Below are 21,315 nucleotides of genomic sequence, written 5' to 3'. Positions count from 1 at the left end.
GGACATGATCGACAGACGTGAATTCATCGTCGCCATCGGCGCGACGGGGCTGCTTGCGGCTTGCCAGAGCGGTCCGCCGAAACCATCGGTCATCTCGGTCAACGTGACCGGTGGCGCCGGCATGAATCCGGGACCGGGCGGCGGCGACAGGCCGGTGACCGTGCTGGTGATGCGGCTTGCCAGCGCCGGCAAGTTCAACTCGGCCGATTATTTCGCGCTGCAGGGCGATGCCGGCTCGGCGCTGGGCGCCGACCTCATCGGATCGGACGCGATCTCGGTCGCTCCGGGCAAGACGGCGGCAAAGACCATCACGGTAGAACCGAACGCGACGGCGCTCGGCTTCGTCGCGTTGATCCGCGAACCCGGCGGACGCAATTGGCGCACGACCAAGTCGGTATCGCCGGGGTCGAAATTCACCATAAACGTCAGCCTCGGCAAAGGCGGGATTTCCGCCTGACGGCGAGACAAGCACGGCAGTGCAGAGAGCAGTGGCATGAGCGACGCAAACAGGGTGCTGTGGTCCGAGGGACTCTTCTTGAGGACCCAGCACTTCCAGCAGCAGGACCGGTTCTTCGAGGGGATGGTGCGCGGCGCCTTGCAGGCCGGCCAGCTCCATACGTTCGGCTTCCAGCAGCTGACGCTCGACCAGTCGCTGCTCGACGCCGGCCAGGTGTCGATCGTGTCCGCCCGAGGCATCTTCCCGGACGGCACGCCCTTCTCCATCCCGGAACTGATGGACGCGCCGAAGCCGCTGCCGGTCACCGCCGACACCGGCGCCGGGTCGGTGCTGGTTGCCTTGCCGCTGGAGCCGCCCGGCGGCGTCGGTTTCGATCCGGCGCATGCCGCATCGACGGGCGCGCGCTACCACGGCAAGATCGTTGCGGTGCGCGATGCCGTGCAGGGCGGCGCCGATCCGGAGGAGATCGAGATCGCGCGGCCGCAAGCGGTGCTGCTGGCGCCCGGCAAATCGGTCGGCGGCTACACGGCGCTGCCGGTCGCCGACATCAAAGGCGTGCGCGCCGATGGCGGCGTCTCGCTCGACCAGGCCTTCCTGCCGCCGACGCTGATCACCGGCGCCGTCCACTGGTATCGGCAATTGCTGCAGGAGGTCGTCACCGGCCTCGACCAGATCGCCGAGGCGCATGGCAAGATGGTGATGGGCGGGGCCGGCCGCAGCGTCGAGGACCTTTTGATGCTGCACCTCGCCAATGCCGCGCGGCCGCGCCTTGCGCATATGCTGGCGCAGGATGTCTTCCATCCGGCCGAGCTCTATCTCGAGCTTGCCGGCCTCGCCGGCGAGATGGCCACCTACGGCTCGAGCTCGCGGCGGCTCGGAGAGCTGCCGGCCTACGACCACATGGCGCCGGGTCCCGCCTATATGGCGCTGGCCGACGCCTTGCGTTCGCTCATCCTCAGCCTGCGCTATATCGAGCCGAAGTCGCGCGCGCTGCCGGTCATGCGGCACGCGACCAATGTCTGGAAGGTGCGCATCGACAACCCGAAGCTTTTGGTCGCCAGCCGCATCGTCATCCGCGTCGGCTCCGAGCTTTCGGAGGATGCGCTGCGCAAGATCTTCGTCAACCAGGCGACGGTCGGCTCCGCCGACCAGTTCGAAGGGCTGTGGAAGTCGCGCCTGCCGGGCATTCCGCTGAAACCGCTGCATTCGCAGCCGCGCGAGATCCCGTATGACGGCGACCGGTTGTGCCTGGAGCTCGACCAGAAGAGCGAGCATTGGGCTTCGCTGCTCGATGCCCCCGGCTTCGTCATCGGCGTTTCCGGTGTGCTGCCGAGCGAGCCGCAGGTCGACTGCTATTCGGTGAACAGGTGAGGCCATGAGCCGGGATGATCCTTTCGGACTGTCGGAGGATCGCGAGCGCACACGCATCCGCCTGACCGGTGCCGCGCCCCGACCGATGGCGCCACTGGCGCCCGGCGCGCCGGTCAAACGGGCGCGTGCCCATCCCAACACACTGATCAATATCTTCGCGCCGCTGCTCGAATTCGCGCCGGAGCTCGAAAGCGCGCTGGCGCCGGAGAACCCGGAAGTCATGCGAACGCGCCTGCTCGACGAGCTGGTGCGGGCGCGCGACGCGGCGGTGGCAGCGGGCTCGTCGCTGGAGCGCGCCGACCAGGCCGCATGGGCGGTGGCGGCGCTGCTCGACGATCTGGCGCTCAACACGCCGTGGGGCGGCGCCAGCGCCTGGCCGCGACAGCCGCTGGTCGTCATGCTGCGCGGCGACGTCGATGCCGGCACCCAGTTCTTCACACGCCTCGACGAGCTGGAGCGGCATCCCAACCGCGACCGCGAAATGCTGGAGCTGCAATATTACTGCCTGGCGCTCGGCTTCCGCGGCAAATACCGCGTGCCCGGCCGCGCCGGCGACCGTTCGCTCAACGCCGTGCGCGTAGCGGCGGCGCGCTTCCTGCGCAATGCGGACGCCGAAGACGCGCCGCTGTCGCCGAACTGGAAAGGCGTGATCGCCTCCGACGAGCCGCAGCGCTTCATCGTTCCGATCTGGGTGATGGCGCTTGCCGCGATTGTCGTCGCCGCGGCAGCCTATATCGGCCTGTCGATGGGCCTGAGCAGCCAGGCGGTCGAGCTTTCCGCGCTGGTGCGCACGCTGCCGCCGGCCTCGCGCGGCGACATCACCCGCGCGGCGCCCAAGCAGGATGCACCCGCGCCCGAGCCGCAGCCGGTCGATTTCGCGCTGTTGCCGGAATTCAAGGCCGAAGCGCCGGACAACCTCAAGGGGGCGCTGAGCGGCACCGAGAGCGTCTCGCTGGCCAAGCTGGTCATCCAGTCCTCCAATCCCGAGCTGTTCCAGTCCTCCCGGCCGACGCTGACGGAAGGATACGAACCGCTGATCGCAGCGATCGCCAAGGTGATCCTGGACAATAAGGAGCTGATCGGAAAAATCACTGTCGTCGGCCACACCGACAATGTGCGCCTGCAAAAGTCCAACCCGCTGGCCAGCAACCAGCGTCTGTCGGAAGCGCGCGCCGAAACCATAGCCAAGCTTCTGGTGCAAGCCGGCGTGCCGCAGGAGAGCATCTCTTCCGAGGGGCGCGCCGAAACCGATCCGGTGGCCGACAACTCGACGCGCGAGGGCCGCGCGCTCAACCGGCGCGTCGAGGTTCTGGTCGAGAAGAGGCTCTGAGATGTTCATCCTGCGCTTCCTCTGGGCCGTCATCACCTCGCGTTTTCTCTGGACGCTGATCGGCATCGCGCTGCTTTCGCTGCTGATCTGGGTGTTCGGCCCGATCGTGCAGGTCGGCCCTTACGCGCCGTTCGAATCCGACAATGTGCGCATCGCCATCATCGCCGGGCTGATCATCCTGTGGCTGATCTGGCTGATCATCGCGCAGCGCCGCGCGATCCGCGCCAACCGCATGTTCGTCGCCGAGATCGCGGCGCCGGTCGCCGAAAAGCAGCTTACGCCCGGCGAGGAGAGCGTGGCCGCCGTCGGTGCCAAGTTCGGTGAGGTGATGGCGGAGCTGAAGCGCCGCAAGCTCGGCGGCAGGAAATTCCTGCGCGAGATGCCCTGGTATGTGATCGTCGGTCCGCCGGCCACCGGCAAGACCACGGCGCTGCGCCAGTCCGGCCTCAATTTCCCGATCGACCTCACGGACGACCTGCAGGGCGTCGGCGGCACGCGCAATTGCGACTGGTTCTTCTCCGAGAACGCGGTGCTGATCGACACAGCGGGCCGCTACGTCCAGCAGGAAAGCCAGCCGGATGTCGACGCGGCGGAGTGGCTGGGCTTCCTCGACCTCCTGAAGAAGCATCGGGGCCGCCGCGCGCTCAACGGGGTGATCGTCGCGCTATCGATCGACACGCTGTCGGAGGGCGACGACGCGATCAAGGCGCATGGCAGAAAGATCCGCCGCCGGCTGGCGGAGCTGAACGACCGGCTGGAGATCCGCCTTCCCGTCTACCTGATGCTGACCAAGGCCGATCTGATCAAAGGGTTCGAAGCGTTCTTCGGCGGCTTGTCGACCACGGCGCGCGAGCAAGTGTGGGGAACCACTTTCCCGCTCGATGCCCGTGTCAGTGCCGGCACGATCCAGACGGAACTCGCCAGGCTTGCCGCCGAACTGGAGCGGCGGCTGGTGCCGCGGCTGGAGGACGAGGACAAGCTTGGCCAGCGCGCCGAGATCTTCCGCTTCCCGGCACAGCTTGCCAGCCTGTCCGAGCCGATCCAGGTGCTGGTCGAGGCGATGTTCGGCGAGAGCCGCTACGAGGAAGCCGCCTGGCTGCGCGGCCTCTATCTGACCTCGGCGACGCAGGAAGGCGCGCCGATCGACCGGCTGACCGCCGCCCTTTCCTCATCCTTCGGGCTGCCGCCGCGTCGCGCCATGCCGGCGGCGCGCGTCGAGAAACGCAGCTTCTTCCTCAGGAATCTGCTCACCGAAGTGATCTTCAAGGAAGCCGGCCTCGGCACATTCGATCCGCTGGCGCAGCGCCGCCGCGCCTGGATCTGGCGCGGAGCCGCCGCCGCCTGTACGCTCGCCGCCCTGCTCGCCGGCGGACTGTTCACCTGGTCCTATCTCGACAACCGCAATGCGATCGCCGAACAGGCCGGCCAATTCGAGGCGCTGCAGGCGCCGCTCACGGACGTCGCGGCAATGCCGGCCGCGGTCGAGCAGCCGACCATGGACGGCGCGCTGGCGGCGATGGACGCGGTGGCCACGGCCCGCACGGCACCGCCGGATGCCGTCCACAATCTGCTCGGCCCGACCGCCTCGGCCGAGCTGGTGCGCGCGCAGACCGATACCTACGCCCATGCGCTGCGCAACGTGCTGGAGCCGCACATGGTCGCGCTGCTGGAGGCGACGATGTGGCGGCAGATCCGCGATCCGGATTTCATGCTCGGCGCGCTGAAGACCTACCGGATGATGACCGGCCTGTCGCAGATGGACACCGATTTCGTGCAGAACTGGTGGGCGAACAGCCTGCCGCAATTCGCGCCGGCCGCGCCCTTCCCGACCGCGGACGCCGAAGAGCACCAGCTTGCCGCGATCCGCCGCATGGCCGTCGGCGACAGCTACATCGCGCCGGACAAGGAACTGGTCGCCGAGGCGCTGAAGACGGTGTGCACGATCTCGCTGCCGGAGCGCGCCTATAAGCAGCTCCTGGCCGACCCGGAAGTGGCGGCGGTCAAGGAATGGGTGCCGGCCAATTTCGCCGGACCGAACGGCGCCAAGGTGTTCGCGCGCCGTTCCGACAAGACGCTGCGGGTGGGTGTGCCGGGCCCCTACACCTATGCCGGCTTCCACGACGCGATCCTCGACCGGGTCGAGGATGTCGCCGGACAGGCGGCGCTCGACCGCGCGGTGTTTGCCGGCGGCTGCTCGGAGAATTCGGAGACGTCGGTCTCGGCGCTGTCCGAAGACATTCTGAAGCTCTATTACGACGACTATATCGCGCAGTGGGACAGTTTTCTGCGTGACATGCGGCTGGCGCCGCTGACCGATCTCAACGTCGCCAGCGAGAACCTCAAGGATCTTTCCAGCGCCGACTCGGCGCTGAAGCGGTTGCTGACCGGGGTGGTGCAGGAGACCGACCTGACCCGTTCCGACGAGGCGCCGGCCGACGACAAGAGCGGCGCCGCCAAGACCGGTTCGAAGCTGCTCAGCAAGCTCGGCAAATTGGGCAAGGTGGTGAAAACGGGAGCGAAATTGCTGCCCCGCGCGGGCTCGGCCGATCAGGTCGATATGACCGGCAGCCTGGTGGCCGAGCATTTCAAGCCGCTCAAGGGCACGATCGCCCAGGTCGACGGCCAGCCGCCTGCGCTCGACGCCGCCGTCGTGGCGCTGACGGCGCTGTCCAACGTGCTGCAGACGGTGACCGCCAACCCCGATCCGCAAGATGCCATCAAGAAACAGGGCGGGCTGGCCGAACTGACCGGCGCGGTCGCAAGGCAGGCGCAGATCCTTCCTTCGCCGATCAACGACTGGCTGGGCGGAATTGCCGGCGACACCAGCGGCCTGTCGCAGAAGGCCGTCACCAATGAGCTCAACGCCATTTGGCGCGCCGACATCCTGCCCTTCTGCCAGGCGGCGCTCAACAACCGCTATCCGTTCAGCCCGGACAGCGCGGTCGACGTCAATGTGCGCGATTTTCAGCGCCTGTTCGGGCCGACCGGGCTGATCGACGCCTTCACCAACGACCATCTGATCAACTATGTCGACACCGCCAGCGAGCCGTGGAAATGGCGCGCCGATTTCGGTCTCGATCCGGCAGCGCTCGCTGCGTTCGAGCAGGCAAGGCATATCCGTGACGATCTCTTTCCCGGCGGCACCGGACCGGTGATGAATTTCACGCTGGAGCCGAAAGACCTGTCGCCCAACGTGGCGCGGGTGACGCTCAACCTCGATGGCCAGAACCTCGTCTATTACAACAACGCGACCAGGCCGCAGCCGATGACGTGGCCGGGCAAGGACGGCACCGGCGTGATCTCGCTCGCCTTCCAGCCGGTCGACGGCTCGCCCGAGGTGATGCTCAACGAAACCGGCAGCTGGGCATGGCTGAGGATGCTGCGGGGCGGCCGCTTCAACGCGACCAAGCTCACCGACGTCTACAGCCTGCGGCTCGGCACCAAAGGGATGTGGGCCGATTTCGAGCTCAAGGCGGCCAGCGTCGAGAACCCCTACACGCTCGAAATGTTCAAGAAATTCACATGTCCGCCGCAGATCTGATCCTGCCCGGCTTCTACGGCAAGATGCCCGCCGCCGGCGATTTCGTGACGCGCCGGCTGCCGGGCGATTTCGTGCGCGTGTGGGACCGCTGGCTGGCACAGCACATCGTGCCGCTGTTCGGGCTCGAAGCCTGGCCGCAGAACACGGCGCTGCGTTTTCTGGCCGGCCCGGGTTCCTTCGGTGCCTCGGCGGGCATCGTGCTGCAGAGCGCCGACCGGGTCGGCCGGCGGTTCCCGCTCAGCGTCGTCGCCCGGATTTCGGAGGCGCCGCTGAAGCTGGCTTATGCGGATAGGTGGTTTGACGGCATCGAGAATGCCGCCCTCGCCGCGCAACGGGGCGAGCTGACGCCCGACGAACTCGACGCGGCGCTTGCGGACCTGCCCATTCCGCCCGTCGAGGGTGAGGGCGATGTCATCGACGGCCTCGTGGCATGGACGGCGCATACGGATATTTTCGACGTCGATCCGCAGGCGCCGCAGCCGGTGCTGGAGCAGATTTTCGCGGCTAGTTGGGAGACCAGCTGATGCAGATCTGGAACCAGATGGGCTATCCGCACCAGTTCACTATGGGCATGGACAAGGCAGGCCATGAATGGCTCGTCGTCGTGGTGAAGGGTACGTTCGACTTTCCTGAGAAGCCTGGCGGACTGGTGCAGAAATCGGCCGAGCAGGTGCCGCTGGTGATGGCCGACACGCACACCGGCGTGCCGGGCTATTCGGCGACGCTGTGGGAGACGGATTTCGCCTTCCGTAAGCCGCGCTGCGATGTCATCGCCAATGGCTGCGCCTATGCGCCGGGAGGGCGCCCAGCCGAGCGCGTGCCGGTCGGCATCAAAGTCGGCAACTGGTCGAAGCTCCTCGAGGTCGTCGGCCACCGCGAGTGGCGCGCCATCGGACCGGTGTTCAACGCGACGGCGCCGCAGCCCTTTTTGAAACTGCCGATCTCTTACGATGTCGCCTGGGGCGGCATCGATCGCCTGGATCCGGAGGACGAACTGCCCGCCAGCTACAAATACAACCCGGTCGGCACCGGCTGGTCGCGAACGAAGAACCAGCGTCTCATCCCAGGCCTGCGGCTACCGAACACGCAAGCTGTCAACGAGGAAATCCGCTCGCCCTTCGGCGACTACAAGCCGATGAGCTTTGGGCCGATGGGCCGCGGCTGGCCTGGCCGCATCGAATATGGCGGCACCTATGACGACAACTGGACGAAGAACATTTTTCCGTTCCTGCCGCCGGACTTCGACGAACGCTATTTCCAGATGGCGCCTGAGGACCAGCAGATCGATCACCCGCATGGCGGCGAGGAGATTGCGCTTGTGAACCTCACGCCCGATGGGCGTGTTAGCTTTCGGCTGCCGTCGACTGCATTGCCCATCACCTTGTTCAAGGGGAACCAAAAGGCCTACGAAGGTGATATTTTTCCCGACACCGTCCTCCTTGACCCCGAAAGGCGTCGCTTCTCGCTGGTCTGGCGCGTCTCACAGCGAATCCAGCGGACCATCCTCGATTTCTCCGAGTGCTGGGTCGGTCCGCCCACGCCGGCAATGCTGAAGGCGCGCGCGACAGGCCGCACCTATATCCGCGCCAACGGCACGGCGCCGGAGGAGGAGGAAGCATGACCTCCCCGGTCGAGATCGTTTCGGTTGGTATGGTGACGGCCGTTGGCCTTGACGCGCCCTCAGCCTGCGCAGCGATGCGCGCTCGGCTCGATGGGTTCCAGGAAACCCGTTTCGTGGGCTCACCCGCGGGCTGGCTTACGGGTGCGCCGGTGCCGCTGCCACGCAACTGGATCGGCGAAAAACGAATGGCCCACCTAGCAGCAGGGGCGATATCGGAAGCGTTCGGAAATCATCCGCAAGCTCGAGGGCAGACGGCGCTCATCCTCTGCCTACCGGAGGAGGATCGCCCCGGCCGCCCGGTCCGGGACAATCTCGCCTTGCTCCGCCGGATCAGCGAAATCGTCGAGATCGAACCTCATCTGCGTTCTCGCATCGTGGCTTATGGACGTCCTTCCGGGCACGTAGCGTTCGATCAAGCGCGCAGACTGCTTGCATCTGGCGAAGCTCCCTATGTCATGATTGCAGGCATCGACAGCTATCTGACCGGATCAACAATTTCCCACTACCTCAGCAAGCGCCGCTTGCTTACGGCGGATAATTCCAACGGCTTCATTCCAGGCGAAGCCGCTGCGGCCATTCTCTGCTCGAGACCGCAGGGTAACGGTTTCCGGCTGTTCGGCCTCGGTCTTTCGCGCGAGGAGGCTTCTATTTACAACGACCAAGATCTGCCGTTGCGCGCCGATGGCATGACGGCTGCCTACGATGCGGCGTTCCACGAAACCGGGATTGATATGAACCGGCTCGGCTATCGCATCGCCGACCTGATCGGCGAGCAATACTGGTTCAAGCAGACCGCGCTGGCCTCGATCCGCCTGCTGCGGGGGCGCCATGAGTTCCAGGACCTATGGTCGCCCGCGGAGTCTCTGGGCAACATCGGTGCCGCAGCCGTTCCGCTTATGGTAGGCATGGCGTGGACCGCAGCCGGCAAAGGATATGCCGCCGGCAATCCGGTCCTCATCGAGGCGTCTTCCGACGCAGGTGCGTGCGGCGCCGCGGTGTTCGCTTACGGGAGAAGGGCATGACCGTCTACGCCAATAGTCTTGAGATTGCCTGCAAAGCGCAGGCTAACCAGGTCATCGCGGCCTTTCCTTACGTCTGCTTCACCCCGCCACAAACTCCGGCAACACCGCCCGGCGTCCCGGTACCCTATCCAACGTTTGGAATGGACAGCGACACGGACAACGGAACAGGCACAGTCAAGATCGGCGGAAAGACTGTCACGCAGAAAAACAAATCTTACTACACCAGATGTAGCGGCAACGAGGCGGGCTGCGCGCCAAAGAAAAACATCATCACCTCGGTCAATACGGGCAAGGAATACGCCCATGCCTGGTCCGGCGACGTCAAGATGGATGGCGAGCCGATCAGCCGTTTCACCGACATTTCATCGAACGATCACGCCTCCCCTACCGCGGGCGGACCTCCAATGCCGAAGGTCGCTACGGCCACGCCGGCAACCTTCAAATGCTCGGATCTCGAGATAAAGCCGTACAAGGAGCTGGAATGCCCGGAAGGCTATGAAAAGGAGCATACCGTTGAGGTCCAGTTCTTCACGGCCGAAGGTGTGCGCGACCTGACTCTGGACTGCTGCAAGGACTACGACGACAAAGAAGCGCCATGCATTTGCATGAAGGCGAAATGGATGGCGGGCGAAGCGGCAAAAGCCAAGGCTGCGGGCGCGCCCGGCAAAAAGGTGGTCGGCAAGAAGCGCAAAACCCCGCACAATAAAAAGTCTGCGGATGCCCGCAACTGGCTGAGCAACAATTCTGCCGGCAAGCTGGGCGATTTTACTGACGAATGCGTGAACAGCACGGTGAAAAACCTTGACGACCCCAAGATTCCGCCTGCCGTGCACGCCGCTGCCACAGAATGCCTCAAGACTGCGAACATGGAATACTTGAAGAAGAGCATGAACAAGTCCGAGAAACAGGTGAAGGACAAGAAAGCCTGCCACGGGACTTGCCCTAAGGCGAAGGATCAGGCTCGTCTTGTTCAAGTCGCCAAAAAGCGCCTCAGGAAGGCGGCGGGTGGGGAATCCGTCGTTGTGACAGCCGCGGATGTGGCCCCCTCGAAAGTTTCCTGCTAGCCGGAAAGGACGAAGCGAATGAAGATGGACAAAGAAGACCTCGAGGGATTCGCAACCGATCCGGACACCGACATCGAATGCCTGCAGGTTGCGCCGTTGAGCGGCAACAAAGTGGCCATCCTGTTCCTGCTCAGCGATGCCGACTACGTCACCACTGTCTCGGTGATTTTCGTCGTCGAGAATTTCGACCCCAAGAAATCCCGTGGTGCCCTGGTAACGTCTGAATGGCTGATGGCGCTCTCAGCCGCGCCTTCTGGCGAGTTGTTCGCACTTGAGGCGACCACCTGGATCTGGCGATACGCTGGTACGACTTGGACACGTGACAAAGTCAGCGACAAAAGCCTCAGGCAGGTCTGGGCAGAGGATGCCGGAGGGCCGATCACGGTTGGCACGGACGGCGTGGCCTTCCGGCTCGTTGGGCCGCGATGGCAGGCGATTACGCCGCTCGGATCCAACGAGTACTTGGATATTCATGGACACCGCAAGCACGGCATCTATGCATGCGGTGAGATGGGCACTCTCCACCGCCTGATGGGTGCAGGCTGGCAGTCCTTGGAAACACACCGGCACGATCAGTTGCGCGGTATCGACGTCGCGCCTGACGGCAAGATCAGGGTCGCCGGCGATGACGGCGTCTGCCTTCGAATTGCAAATGACGAAATAACCGAGATAACCGCTACCGCCGACATGACTTATCTCTCCGTGCGAACCTTCAATGGCAATGCCTATTGGGGCGACGAGGCCGGGCTGAACATCGAAAAGGCCAACGCGCTTCTGCCATTCGAGGACACCGGCATTGCCTCAGACCTCCGCACGGATGGCGAGTTCCTGTACGTCGCCGGCATCGACACGGCGTGGCGGTTCGATGGCCGCAGATGGAAGACGCTGACTCTTGTCTACGATGACGGCCTTCGACTTATCTGAAACTGCCCAGCGGGGGCAGTATTTCTTTACCTCCGCAGACGAGGTTCACACTACGGACGTCTCACCAGACTGATGGCCGTTCTGCGACAGGTACGCTCGCACCTTGGCAAGGTCGAGGTCGGCAACGCGTTTCGGCGCGCCGTCGATCAGCATGCGCAAGACGAACATCTCTCCCGCTTCGGGATACTCGGCATAGAGGGCCTCAGCAATTTCCCGTCCGGCATCGCCGGCGGTCCGGAGGCCATCGAGATGAGCATCCAGCCTTTCGACAAGGCGCTCGAGCCGCTCCTCGTCCATATCGGGATTCTCGTCGGGATGCAGCAAATGATGGTCATAGACGGTCCAAAGAAACGCCGCCATTTCCGCGTGCTGACGCACGATCTCGCGCAGGACAACCTTGGGCATCAGTTGAGATTCACCGATGCCCCACGAACACGGTTGGTTGCGCTGGCATGGCTCGTTACGTAGGTGCCGCGGATCGTGATGCGTCCGTCTTTTTCCATGATGATCGTGGCCTTTCCGCAGCGAAGTTCAATGCGCTCATTTGCGTTGATCCTCACACGTTCTCCGTCCCGAACCACGTGCGGCGCATCAGATTTATGCGCGGGGTCAACAATCCGCCCGACAATCAGCGGCCGGCCTGGATCGCCCTCCTGGAAGAGCAGTGCCACCTCGGCGCCGATCATGTCCGAGGTCAATTCCGCGAGGCTTCGCGCCGACACGGCAGTTTCCTTTGGATTGCCCGGGAAAACCACAAGGGGGGAATCCTCACCGAAGCCCAGGAAAATGCCGATCACAACGCCATCAATCCGTTCTTTTGTCACCGCCATGGCCAGCCCTCAGTTCTGCTTTATCTCTGACCCCTTCATCGTGATGTCGCTCGAGGCCTTAACATTGATCTTGCCGGAGCCCTTGATGGAGATGTCGTTGCCTTCGATGGTTATGGTGCCGTCTTTCTTCATCGTAATCGCTGCGGAGCCGCATTTGAGGGCAATCGAATCGCCGGCCTCGATCAGGAATGTCTTGCCGACATTTATCTTTCCGTCCTCGCCGATTTGAACCATGCTCCCTTTGGCGATCCGCAACTCGTAGGCGCCCCCCACCTTGGTTCCGTCGTCGGCGGCGATTTCGGCACGCCTTCCCTTGCCGATCTTCGACTTCTGATCGCCGGCGATGTTGACGGTTTGGCCGCCGCCGATCGTCACGTCCTGATTTGACGCGATGTTCCAGCTGTCGTCGGCACCAATTTGGTGGCTCTGCGCCGACCCCACAGTGACCGACCGTGTCGCCCCAATCGTGTTCGTCTGCGAAGCGCCGACAGTTCGCGCTTCAGCCGCCCCCACCGTATCCACACGCGCCGCGCCCACCGTGACCGTCTGCACTAGCCCCACCGTCTGGGAATGGTTGGCGTCGATGTTCTCGGTCGAATTCGCGACGACATGGATGGTCTCGTTCGCCATCACTGTCAGCGAGCGGTTCTTGCCCACCGTCTCGGTGTCGTTGCTGCCGATGTTCGTTGTCTGGTCGACGCCGATCTTGACCGTCTTGTTGTTGCCGACGTCCTCGTCGAGGTTGTGGCCGACGGAGTGCTTGGCGTCGTGGTCGATGCGGTCGGACTGGTCGTGCTGGACCGTCTTGTTGCGGTCGTGCTTGATCAGCAGATGGTGGTCCTTCTGGGCCTGGAAGTTGACCAGCTCGGAGCCGGCCTTGTCCTCGAACATCAGCTCGTTGTAACCGCCGCCGCCTTTCGAGGAATTCGACTTCCAGCCGGACTGCGTGGCGTTGCCGGGCAGCCCATAGGGCGGCATCTGCGAGGCGTTGTAGACGCGGCCGGTGATGATCGGCAGGTCCGGATCGCCTTCGATGAAATCGACGATGACCTCCTGGCCGATGCGAGGGATCTGGATGAAGCCCCAGTTGCTGCCGGCCCAGGTCTGCGAGACGCGCACGAAACAGGAGGAGTTTTGGTCCTTCTTGCCGAGCCGGTCCCAGTGGAACTGCACTTTCACCCGCGCATATTTGTCGGTGAAGATCTCCTCGCCCGAAGGGCCGACGACGGTCGCGGTCTGCGGGCCGCGCATGATCGGCCGCGGCGTGATGCGCGCCGGGCGATAGGGCAATTTGGTGGGGGCAACGCCGAGCACCACCTTGAAATTCTCGCTGTGGGCCTCGTTCTGGGTGCGGTAACCCGGGTCGAACAGCCGGTATTCGGCGCTGACCACCAGATAGTCCTGGTTCTGGTCGTCGCGCGGAAAGCTTTCAAGCGTGAACTTGCAGCCGGAAAAAAGACCGCGCACGGTACCCACCGCCGTGCTGTGCTGATGCACGGCCTGAAGCTCCTCGCGGCGGATCCCGGCGATCTTGTCGCCGCGCCCGACATCGAGATGCGCGCCGGGCTGGCGATAGTTCTCACCCGAGGCCTCCTTGTGGGCGAAGGGCTGGGCGGACTTCGACATCAGGTCGGCGCCGGGCTTCTCGAAATCATAGTCGGTGTGGGCATAGGCGCCCGGCCGCACCGCGCTGCCCGGAATCCACTCGGTGATGTATTCGACATCGCGCCGCGAGGCCTGGCCCTCGAAATTGTAAAGCACCTTCTCGTAACCGGGCGCCGGCTTCAGCTTGCTCATCGCGTCACAGAGGATGAGCGTGTGCTTGCCCTCGTCGTGCTCGAAGAAATAGAAGATGCCTTCGTGCTCGAGCAGTCGCTGCACGAAATCGAGATCGCTCTCGTCGTACTGGACGCAATATTCGCGCTGGGGATAGGACCCCTGCAGCCGCTTCTCGAATTTGGCGATGCCGTATTTCGAGAATATCTTTTCGACGATCTCGACCGCGGTCATGTTCTGGAAGATGCGGCAATCGGTGGTGTTGCCAAGGAACCAGAGCCATGGCCTCACGGTTGCCTCGTAGAAGGCCAGCCGGTCCTCGATGCGGGTCAGCTTGAAATCCGACACGAGGCCGCTGAACCAGCGCTTCGGATCGGATTCGCCCTCGACCGAAACGACGCCGCCCAGCATCTTCAACGGGTCGATGTCGCGGTTCTTCGAGACGAAGCCGACCGTATAAGCAAAACAGCGGCTGATCTCATCGCGGCCGATGAGATGGGTGAAGGTCAGGTCGGCGCCCGCCGGCGTCTGCACAACCGTGGCGCGTTCGTTCGGCATGGTCGTGCCCCTCCTGGACGCGGCCGCCAGTATGATGGATTGAAGCCCCCGCTATGTTAATCGCATCACGTTCGGGAACTTTTCACGCCCACCGCACCGGACCACTTTCAGCCTAGCACATGTTTGGCGGCCGCCAAATAACAGCCGTGGCTAAACCGCCCCATGCGCCGGTGTGAAACGCAGCTCTCCCGCCGCGCTCGCAAGCTGCTAGAATGCCAAGGCAATTCTAGGAAGGCTGCGTTGGCGTTTCCGCCTGGAACTGCGCGGAAAATAAGCATTTGTTGACCAAGTTGGGCGACGTTTCCGGATGTTCATCTCGCTCCAGATCAGCAATGTCGACAGGCTGCCGGCCGGCACTGCCGCCAGCTATGCCGCCCGCGATCGCAGTTTCGAGATCGGCCGCGAGAATTGCGACTGGACGTTGTCCGATCCGGACAAGTTCATTTCGGGCCGGCACTGCGAGGTCCGCTACCAGGCGGGTTCGTTCTGGCTCTACGATGTCTCGCGCAACGGCACTTTCGTCAACGGGTCCAGCCAGCGCATGAGCGGACCGCATCGGCTAGCCCAAGGCGACCGGCTGCTGATCGGCTGCTACGTCGTCGGCGTTTCAATCGAAGACGAACGGGCCGCGACCGGACATCCGCAGACCAGGACGGGATCGACGCAGCGCGAGCTGCCGCCCTCGCCCGGCGGCCCGTCGGTTCCCAGCCATGAGCCGTTCTTCAGTCCGGCGGAACAGCGCCCGACCGGGACGGCGCCAGTCTCCAGATCGTCGGCCCTGCAGCCCGGTCCGGCGGCCCCGGCCAATCGGCCGGCGGAAGCGGACGCGATGCTGCGGGAGATCGCCAGGGCGGCGGGCATCGCGCCTGAATTGCTGCAGTCGCGCGACCCGCACGATGTCGCGGCCGAGATCGGCTCCGTGCTGAGGACCACGGTCGAGCAGCTATCCCTGCTGCTCAAGGCGCGCGCGACGGCAAAGGTGCTCGCCAAGAGCTCGCACCGCACGATGATCGGCGCCGAGGACAACAACCCGCTGAAATTCGTGCCGGGTACCGACGACATATTGGAGATCATGTTCGCCAAGCGCAGAGCCGGCTATCTCGATGCCAGGCGCAGCGTCGAGGATGCGTTCCGCGACCTGAAGACCCATGAGATCGCGACCTACGCCGCCATGCAGGCCGCGCTGTCCAGGCTGCTTGACGACCTGTCGCCGGAAGCGATCGCCAAAAAGATCCCGCCGGCGTCCTTCTCGTCCAGAAAGAGCCAGGCCTGGGATGCGCTTGTCGCGACCTGGCGGACGATGGAAGACAAGCACGAGAACGGCATGCTGGATGTCTTCCTCGCCTATTTCGCCGAAGCCTATGCCAAGGCCGACAAGCAGAAATAGCCGCACGGCACACACCTCGCCAACCGTATGTGACGGGTCTCATAGAAGAAGCCGCCTCTTCGAGCATCTTGCTCTCCGATTTCAATCGACGGGCCGTTTCAATTGGGTATCCGGGCGACTAGAATGCCCAGGGACGCTTGCCCGGCGGGCAAAGCGGCGTGGCTTGGGGCGTGTGCAGCAATGTCATGTTTCGGCAAGATGAGCCTGTCCATGCGGCCCGCCGCTGAGGCTCAGGCTGGAACGCGTTTCCCCGGGCCAAAACCTGCTCATTGCAATTCGAAGGCGGGTCGTCGCCGATGAGTTCCAAGGACGATCCTTCCAGGTCGGCGGATAGAACCGTCATCCGCGCGCCGCGGCCGAAGCAGAAGCCGCTTGCGGCTCCCGAGAGATCCGGTCCGGAAGGCGCACGTCCTGCTCCATCGCCTGCCCGCGAGGCGACAGTGTTCGACCCCGGCGGCGGCCGACAGATGCCAACCGGTTGGTCGTCCGGAACCGTGCTGTTTCAGGGGCCCGCCCCGGGAGCGGTGGACAATGCGACGCCGGGGCTGCCGCAGGACGCCGTGCTCGCCGCCGCCGAGGGCGTGCGATATGCCGCGACAAATCCGATCCTTGCCGCGGCGGCGCCGCTGCTGATGCTCTTCGGCCAATTGCGGCTGATGCCGGTCGAACGGCAAGCCGCACCCTTGGCGGAGCGTATCGCCGACGCGATCGAGACCTTCGACCGCGCGATCGCCAAAGCCGGCGTAGCCGAGGAAGACGCACGCATCGCCAAGTTCGCCCTTTGCGAAACCGCCGACGACCTCGTCGGCAATCTACCTTGGCCGGACAAGGACAGCTGGCTTCAGCACAGCATGGCGGCGCGGTTCTTCCACACCCAACCGACGGGCACGGGCTTCTATGGAGCGTTGAACAAGATTCTCGCGAGGCCGGAAGCGCATTACGACCTGCTCGAACTGATGCATGCCTGCCTGTCGCTCGGCTTCGAAGGCCAGTATCGGGGGCTGACAGGCGAACGAAACATGCTCGAACGCGTCCGGCGCGACGTCTACGACACGCTGCGCTACTTCAAACCCCGCGCCAATGATGACATCTCGCCACGCTGGCAAGGCATGGCGGCGGCGCTGCCGAAGGCAAGGGCGCGGCTGCCGCTCTGGGCGGCAGCGGCCGCCGCGGCGACGCTGGTGACAGCGGCCTTCTTCGGGCTGCGGATGCTGATCACCGACGAAGGCGACGCGACCGCCGGCGAATTGCTGGCGCTCAACCCGTCGACGCCCGTCACCATCGAGCGCGCCAGCGTGGCGGCGCCCACTGAGCCCGCGCAACCCAGCCCGCCGCCGCCCGCGGTTCCGGACACCACCCAGATCGACCGCATCCGCGCCGCACTTGCCAAGGAGATCGCCGGCGGGGGACTGAGCGTCGGCGAGAAGGGCGAGTTCATCGTCGTCGAGATCAATAACCAGCTTTTGTTTGCGCCCGGCCAGGCGGAGCTGAAGCCGCAGTTCCAGCCTGTCGCCGCCGACGTCGCCACGGCGCTCGATGCTGAACCGGGGCCCATTAATATCATCGGCCACACCGACAATGTGAAGCCGAAGAAATCGAGCACGTTCAAATCGAATTTCGATCTTTCCGTTGCCCGGGCGAAGGCCGTCCAGGCGATGATGGCCAAGCAGTTGAAGGACCCGTCGCGGCTGACCGCCGACGGCAGGGGCGAGGATGAACCGATCGCCGACAATGGCACTGCGGAAGGCCGCGCCAGGAACCGCCGCGTCGATGTGATGATCCCGAAACAGGAGACCTTGCAGACGAGCGCGGCGGCGGAGAACGGCGACTGATGCGCTGGATGCTGCGGATCTTCAGCCTGGCTGCGCTTGCCGGTTTCTCGGCGGCGGTCTGGTATGCCGGGCCGCTGATCCGCTTCGCCGATACGCGCCCGCTTGGGCCTGTGTGGCTCAGGGCCACCATCATCGGCGTCACCGTTGCGGTGCTTGCGCTGTTCTACGGGGTCCGCTTCTGGCGGCGGCGCAAGGCGCAAAAGGCGCTCGAAACGGCCATCGTGCGCAGCGATGAGCGCAACGACGATTCGCAGGTACTTGAAGCGCGCATGAGCGAAGCCATCGCGACGCTGAAGCGGATGAGCGGCAAGCGCAATTTCCTCTATGATATTCCCTGGTACATCATCATCGGCCCGCCAGGCGCCGGCAAGACGACGGCGCTGGTCAATTCCGGGCTGAAGTTCCCGCTTGCCGGCTCCGGCAGCGCGCAGCCGCTGGCCGGCGTCGGCGGCACGCGATCCTGCGACTGGTGGTTCACCGACGAGGCGGTGCTGATCGACACAGCCGGCCGCTATACGACGCAGGAATCGGACCGCGAGCGCGACAAGGCAAGCTGGCTCGCCTTCCTGGGACTGCTCAAGAAGCACCGCACCAGGCAACCGATCAACGGCGTGATCCTCGCCATCAGCCTTGCCGACCTGATCGGCTTCGACGACCGGCAGCTCGATGCGCATGTCACCGAGATCAGGAGCCGCCTGCGCGAGCTGCACGAGACGCTGAAGGTCCAGTTCCCGGTCTATCTGCTCTTCACCAAGGCCGATCTCATCTGCGGCTTCATGGATTATTTCGGCGATTTCGATGAGGCGCGCAGGCGCAAGGTGTGGGGCGCGACGTTCCAGACCGCCGACCGCACCAAAAACATGGCCGGCGAGGCGCCCGCAGCCTTCGACGAGCTGGCGAAGCGGCTCGCCGAAGAAGTCGCCGATCGCTTGCAAGAAGAGCCCGACCCGGTGGCGCGGATCGCGCTGTTCGGCTTCCCCGCCCAGTTCGGCACGCTGAAGAACCGGATAACGCAGTTTGTCGGCAGCCTGTTCGACACATCGAGGTCGCAGGTCAATGTCAGCCTGCGCGGGCTCTATTTCTCGTCGGGCACCCAGGAAGGCACACCCTTCGACCAGGTGCTGGGCGCGATCGGCCGCAGTTTCGGCAGTGCCTCGCAGGCGCATCTTTCCGGCGCCGGCAAGAGCTTCTTCCTGCACGACCTGCTGGCCAATGTGATCTTCCCGGAATCGGGTTGGGTGTCGTTCGATCGGGCGGCCGAACGCCGCATCAGGCTCGCCAGGTTCGGCGGCCTGGCCGCAATCGCGCTGGCGGCATTCGCGGCGCTCGGCATGCTTGGCCTCAGCTTCTTCGCCAACAAGGCGCTGATCGCTTCCACACGCCAAGCCATGGCGCATTATCGCGACAGCGCCGATAGCCTGCTCAAGAGCACCACGGTGACGGACGTCGACCTCGAAAACGTCATCGGTCCGCTCGACCAGCTGCGCAACCTGCCGGCCGGGTTCGAAAATAGCGACCAGGGAAAGCCGATCGAGGAGACGTTCGGGCTCAGCCAGCGCGAGCGGCTGCTGTCGGCTTCCAAGGCGGCCTACCGGCAGGCGCTGGAGCGGACCTTCCGCTCGCGGCTGCTGGTTCAGGCGGAACGGACGATCCAGGCCAGGATGGCCGATCCGATCGCGCTTTACGAGCCGCTCAAGATCTACCTGATGCTGGGCGGCAAGGCGCCGAAGGTCGACGACGAGTTGATCGTCTCCTGGATGAAGCAGGACTGGGAGGAGAACCGCTACCCCGGCGAGAACAATCGCGAAGGCCGGGCGCAGCTCGAAAAGCATCTGCGCGCCATGCTTACGCTCGACGACGCCTACGATCCAACCTTCGAGCTAAACCAGCCGCTGGTCGAGGCCGCGCAGCGCTCGCTCGGACGCATGAGCCTCGCCGACCGCGCCTCGGCACAGATCAGGTCGGCGGTCTACGCGGCGAAGCTGCGGGATTTCTCCATCGCCGCGAAAGCCGGTCCGGAAGCGCAGCTGGTGTTCGAGCGCACGGATGGCAGCGAGCTCGCCGATCTTCAGGTCCCCGGTCTTTACACGCGCGCCGGGTTCAATCGCTTCTTCCTGCCGCAGCTCTCGCGCATCGCGCAGATGCTCGTCGACGACCAATGGGTGCTCGGCGGCGGCGGCGAACAGGGCGGCATCGACCAGGACCTGCCCAGGCTCGGTCCCGAGCTCATCGACCGCTACGGCAAGGAATTCGCCGCCGCCTGGAACGGCGTGCTCGACCAGCTGAAGCTCAAGGCTATGCTGAAGGACAAGCCGCAATATCTGGCGCTCTCCGCCCTCGCCGCGCCGGACTCGCCGCTCGACCAGCTCTTCACCGCGATCGCCGATGAAACCGCATTGACGAAGGATAGCGGCGCCGACGGCGATATCGGCACGGCGCAGCAGGACCCCGCCAGCATGGCCAAGGGGCTGGCCCGCATCGGCCTGCAGATCGCCGGCGGCAAGTCGCAGAGCCGCGCCGGCGCTAGCTCGGCCGTCGTGCAGAATGCCGGCGCGAGCGTCGAGGCGCAGTTCCGCTCGTTCCAGGCGCTCGTCGGCGGAGCCGCCGGGCGCCGGCCGCTCGATGCGCTGACACAGAACTTCCACGACATCTTCCAGAGCCTGAAGCTCGCGGCCGATGTCCCCACGCAGACCGAGCGCGTCAACGCCAATTTGCAGCTGCAGATCTCGACGCTAAGGGCCAATGTCTCCCGCCTGCCCAAGCCGCTGGCGCGCATGGTCAACGCGGCGGCGGACGAACTCGAAGGCAATGTCGCCGAGGCCTCCGTCGCCAACCTCAACCAGAGCCTCGACCAGACGGTGACGCGCGTCTGCGAGGAGGCAGTCAACGGCCGCTATCCCTTCACACGCGACGGCACCGACGAGATCTCGATGGCGGATTTCACCAAGCTGTTCGCCCCGGGCGGCCTGATGGACCGGTTCTTCGCGCAGAACCTCGCGCCGCTGATCGACATGACCGGCCAGGAGTGGACTTGGAAGCAGGACGCCCGTTCCAGCCGCGACCTGGCCAAGTCGACCTTGAAGGCGTTCCAGTCGGCGGCGGAAATCCGCAGCGCCTTTTTCCCTTCCGGTGGCTCGGTGCCCTCGGTGTCGATCACCATAACGCCCACCTCATTGAACAGCGAAGTCGACAGTGCTTTGCTCGACGTCGACGGGCAGACGGTCCAGAGCGCCCAGGCCGGCAACGCGCCGAGCATCGTGACATGGCCAAGCGGCGCCGCTTCCGGATCGGCGAGCCTCAGCCTCGTGCCGGAAATGCCCGGTCGGGAGTCCGCGCTCAAATTTGAAGGACCATGGGCATTGAAGCGGCTTTTCGACAAAGCAACCGTCACTGGCGACGGCGCCAACACCGAAGCGCGCTTCGTGATCGGCGGACGCGATGTCGCCTACACCATCCAGGCCGGCTCGGGCGCCAATCCGTTGCTGCTGCCGGCCTTGTCCGGCTTCAGCTGTCCGAAGGCGTTCTGAGATGGTCGGTCCCAGCCTTCATTTCGGTACTCTAATACATACGCTTGTGGCAGAGTGGCCTGGGCACGCGGCCCA

General features: G+C 64.6%; 15 protein-coding genes. 12 read left to right on the top strand and 3 right to left on the bottom strand.

Translation table 11 applies throughout. The features are described from left to right. The first annotated feature begins 4 nt into the window (after positions 1-4). Genes tssJ through LB552_RS07195 form a run of 9 tightly spaced genes read left to right on the top strand, consistent with a single transcriptional unit; the run spans position 5 to position 11,330 of the window. The gene (tssJ, locus tag LB552_RS07235) at positions 5-457 is read left to right on the top strand and encodes a type VI secretion system lipoprotein TssJ (RefSeq protein WP_224603279.1); all 453 of its coding nucleotides are present in this window, start codon (positions 5-7) and stop codon (positions 455-457) included. A gap of 36 nt (positions 458-493) precedes the next feature. Beyond that, positions 494-1,828: a type VI secretion system baseplate subunit TssK gene (tssK, locus tag LB552_RS07230; RefSeq protein ID WP_224603278.1), complete on the top strand. Its 1,335-nt coding sequence runs from the start codon at positions 494-496 to the stop codon at positions 1,826-1,828. A gap of 4 nt (positions 1,829-1,832) precedes the next feature. Continuing rightward, positions 1,833-3,158: a type VI secretion system protein TssL, long form gene (tssL, locus tag LB552_RS07225; RefSeq protein WP_224603276.1), complete on the top strand. Its 1,326-nt coding sequence runs from the start codon at positions 1,833-1,835 to the stop codon at positions 3,156-3,158. A 1-nt stretch (position 3,159) separates the two neighbouring features. Then, positions 3,160-6,699, top strand: a complete 3,540-nt coding sequence (gene tssM / locus LB552_RS07220) for a type VI secretion system membrane subunit TssM (protein ID WP_224603274.1) — start codon at positions 3,160-3,162, stop codon at positions 6,697-6,699. Then, positions 6,681-7,223 carry a type VI secretion system-associated protein TagF gene (tagF, locus tag LB552_RS07215; RefSeq protein ID WP_181174845.1) on the top strand — a complete coding sequence of 181 codons (543 nt, stop codon included), beginning with the start codon at positions 6,681-6,683 and terminating at the stop codon, positions 7,221-7,223. Before tssM (LB552_RS07220) ends, tagF begins: the two co-directional genes overlap by 19 nt. Beyond that, complete coding sequence (locus tag LB552_RS07210) at positions 7,223-8,320, top strand: DUF2169 domain-containing protein (RefSeq protein ID WP_224603272.1); 1,098 nt, start codon at positions 7,223-7,225, stop codon at positions 8,318-8,320. Before tagF ends, LB552_RS07210 begins: the two co-directional genes overlap by 1 nt. After that, positions 8,317-9,342, top strand: a complete 1,026-nt coding sequence (locus tag LB552_RS07205) for a 3-oxoacyl-ACP synthase (RefSeq protein WP_224603270.1) — start codon at positions 8,317-8,319, stop codon at positions 9,340-9,342. The genes LB552_RS07210 and LB552_RS07205 overlap by 4 nt, the downstream gene beginning before the upstream one ends. Continuing rightward, positions 9,339-10,406: a PAAR-like domain-containing protein gene (locus LB552_RS07200; RefSeq protein WP_140844108.1), complete on the top strand. Its 1,068-nt coding sequence runs from the start codon at positions 9,339-9,341 to the stop codon at positions 10,404-10,406. Before LB552_RS07205 ends, LB552_RS07200 begins: the two co-directional genes overlap by 4 nt. A gap of 18 nt (positions 10,407-10,424) precedes the next feature. Beyond that, complete coding sequence (locus tag LB552_RS07195; protein WP_140844106.1) at positions 10,425-11,330, top strand: hypothetical protein; 906 nt, start codon at positions 10,425-10,427, stop codon at positions 11,328-11,330. A 45-nt stretch (positions 11,331-11,375) separates the two neighbouring features. Here LB552_RS07195 and LB552_RS07190 read toward each other — a convergent pair whose 3' ends face one another. From LB552_RS07190 to tssI, 3 genes are read right to left on the bottom strand one after another with little or no spacing between them, the layout of a single operon-like run. Next, positions 11,376-11,735 (bottom strand): hypothetical protein, encoded by a 360-nt coding sequence (locus LB552_RS07190; RefSeq protein WP_140844104.1) that lies wholly within the window; start codon positions 11,733-11,735, stop codon positions 11,376-11,378. Further along, complete coding sequence (locus tag LB552_RS07185) at positions 11,735-12,160, bottom strand: DUF6484 domain-containing protein (protein WP_140844102.1); 426 nt, start codon at positions 12,158-12,160, stop codon at positions 11,735-11,737. Before LB552_RS07185 ends, LB552_RS07190 begins: the two co-directional genes overlap by 1 nt. Positions 12,161-12,169: 9 nt before the next feature. Further along, positions 12,170-14,494, bottom strand: a complete 2,325-nt coding sequence (tssI, locus tag LB552_RS07180) for a type VI secretion system tip protein TssI/VgrG (protein WP_224603268.1) — start codon at positions 14,492-14,494, stop codon at positions 12,170-12,172. 307 nt (positions 14,495-14,801) lie between these two features. On the opposite strand from tssI, the gene tagH reads away from it, so the two are divergent. The 3 genes from tagH (at position 14,802) to tssM (LB552_RS07165) (ending at position 21,240) form a co-directional block, all read left to right on the top strand. Then, positions 14,802-15,881 (top strand): type VI secretion system-associated FHA domain protein TagH, encoded by a 1,080-nt coding sequence (gene tagH, locus LB552_RS07175; RefSeq protein ID WP_224603266.1) that lies wholly within the window; start codon positions 14,802-14,804, stop codon positions 15,879-15,881. Between the two features lie 296 nt (positions 15,882-16,177). After that, positions 16,178-17,713, top strand: a complete 1,536-nt coding sequence (gene tssL, locus LB552_RS07170; RefSeq protein ID WP_224603264.1) for a type VI secretion system protein TssL, long form — start codon at positions 16,178-16,180, stop codon at positions 17,711-17,713. Continuing rightward, entirely contained in the window at positions 17,713-21,240 is a 3,528-nt protein-coding gene (tssM, locus tag LB552_RS07165; RefSeq protein ID WP_224603254.1) for a type VI secretion system membrane subunit TssM, read from the top strand. The genes tssL (LB552_RS07170) and tssM (LB552_RS07165) overlap by 1 nt, the downstream gene beginning before the upstream one ends. The last annotated feature ends 75 nt before the right edge of the window (positions 21,241-21,315 follow it).

Source organism: Mesorhizobium sp. CA7, from assembly GCF_020165015.1.
Lineage (GTDB): Bacteria > Pseudomonadota > Alphaproteobacteria > Rhizobiales > Rhizobiaceae > Mesorhizobium.
The sequence above is the reverse complement of the archived record's forward strand: the minus strand, read 5'-3'. Positions and strand labels throughout refer to the sequence as shown.

What these genes read in the sequence shown, in the direction of transcription:
- tssJ (WP_224603279.1), top strand. Translation starts at nt 5, where the DNA reads ATGATCGACAGACGTGAATTCATCGTCGCCATCGGCGCGACGGGGCTG.
- tssK (WP_224603278.1), top strand. Translation starts at nt 494, where the DNA reads ATGAGCGACGCAAACAGGGTGCTGTGGTCCGAGGGACTCTTCTTGAGG.
- tssL (WP_224603276.1), top strand. Translation starts at nt 1,833, where the DNA reads ATGAGCCGGGATGATCCTTTCGGACTGTCGGAGGATCGCGAGCGCACA.
- tssM (WP_224603274.1), top strand. Translation starts at nt 3,160, where the DNA reads ATGTTCATCCTGCGCTTCCTCTGGGCCGTCATCACCTCGCGTTTTCTC.
- tagF (WP_181174845.1), top strand. Translation starts at nt 6,681, where the DNA reads ATGTCCGCCGCAGATCTGATCCTGCCCGGCTTCTACGGCAAGATGCCC.
- LB552_RS07210 (WP_224603272.1), top strand. Translation starts at nt 7,223, where the DNA reads ATGCAGATCTGGAACCAGATGGGCTATCCGCACCAGTTCACTATGGGC.
- LB552_RS07205 (WP_224603270.1), top strand. Translation starts at nt 8,317, where the DNA reads ATGACCTCCCCGGTCGAGATCGTTTCGGTTGGTATGGTGACGGCCGTT.
- LB552_RS07200 (WP_140844108.1), top strand. Translation starts at nt 9,339, where the DNA reads ATGACCGTCTACGCCAATAGTCTTGAGATTGCCTGCAAAGCGCAGGCT.
- LB552_RS07195 (WP_140844106.1), top strand. Translation starts at nt 10,425, where the DNA reads ATGAAGATGGACAAAGAAGACCTCGAGGGATTCGCAACCGATCCGGAC.
- LB552_RS07190 (WP_140844104.1), bottom strand. Translation starts at nt 11,735, where the DNA reads ATGCCCAAGGTTGTCCTGCGCGAGATCGTGCGTCAGCACGCGGAAATG.
- LB552_RS07185 (WP_140844102.1), bottom strand. Translation starts at nt 12,160, where the DNA reads ATGGCGGTGACAAAAGAACGGATTGATGGCGTTGTGATCGGCATTTTC.
- tssI (WP_224603268.1), bottom strand. Translation starts at nt 14,494, where the DNA reads ATGCCGAACGAACGCGCCACGGTTGTGCAGACGCCGGCGGGCGCCGAC.
- tagH (WP_224603266.1), top strand. Translation starts at nt 14,802, where the DNA reads ATGTTCATCTCGCTCCAGATCAGCAATGTCGACAGGCTGCCGGCCGGC.
- tssL (WP_224603264.1), top strand. Translation starts at nt 16,178, where the DNA reads ATGAGTTCCAAGGACGATCCTTCCAGGTCGGCGGATAGAACCGTCATC.
- tssM (WP_224603254.1), top strand. Translation starts at nt 17,713, where the DNA reads ATGCGCTGGATGCTGCGGATCTTCAGCCTGGCTGCGCTTGCCGGTTTC.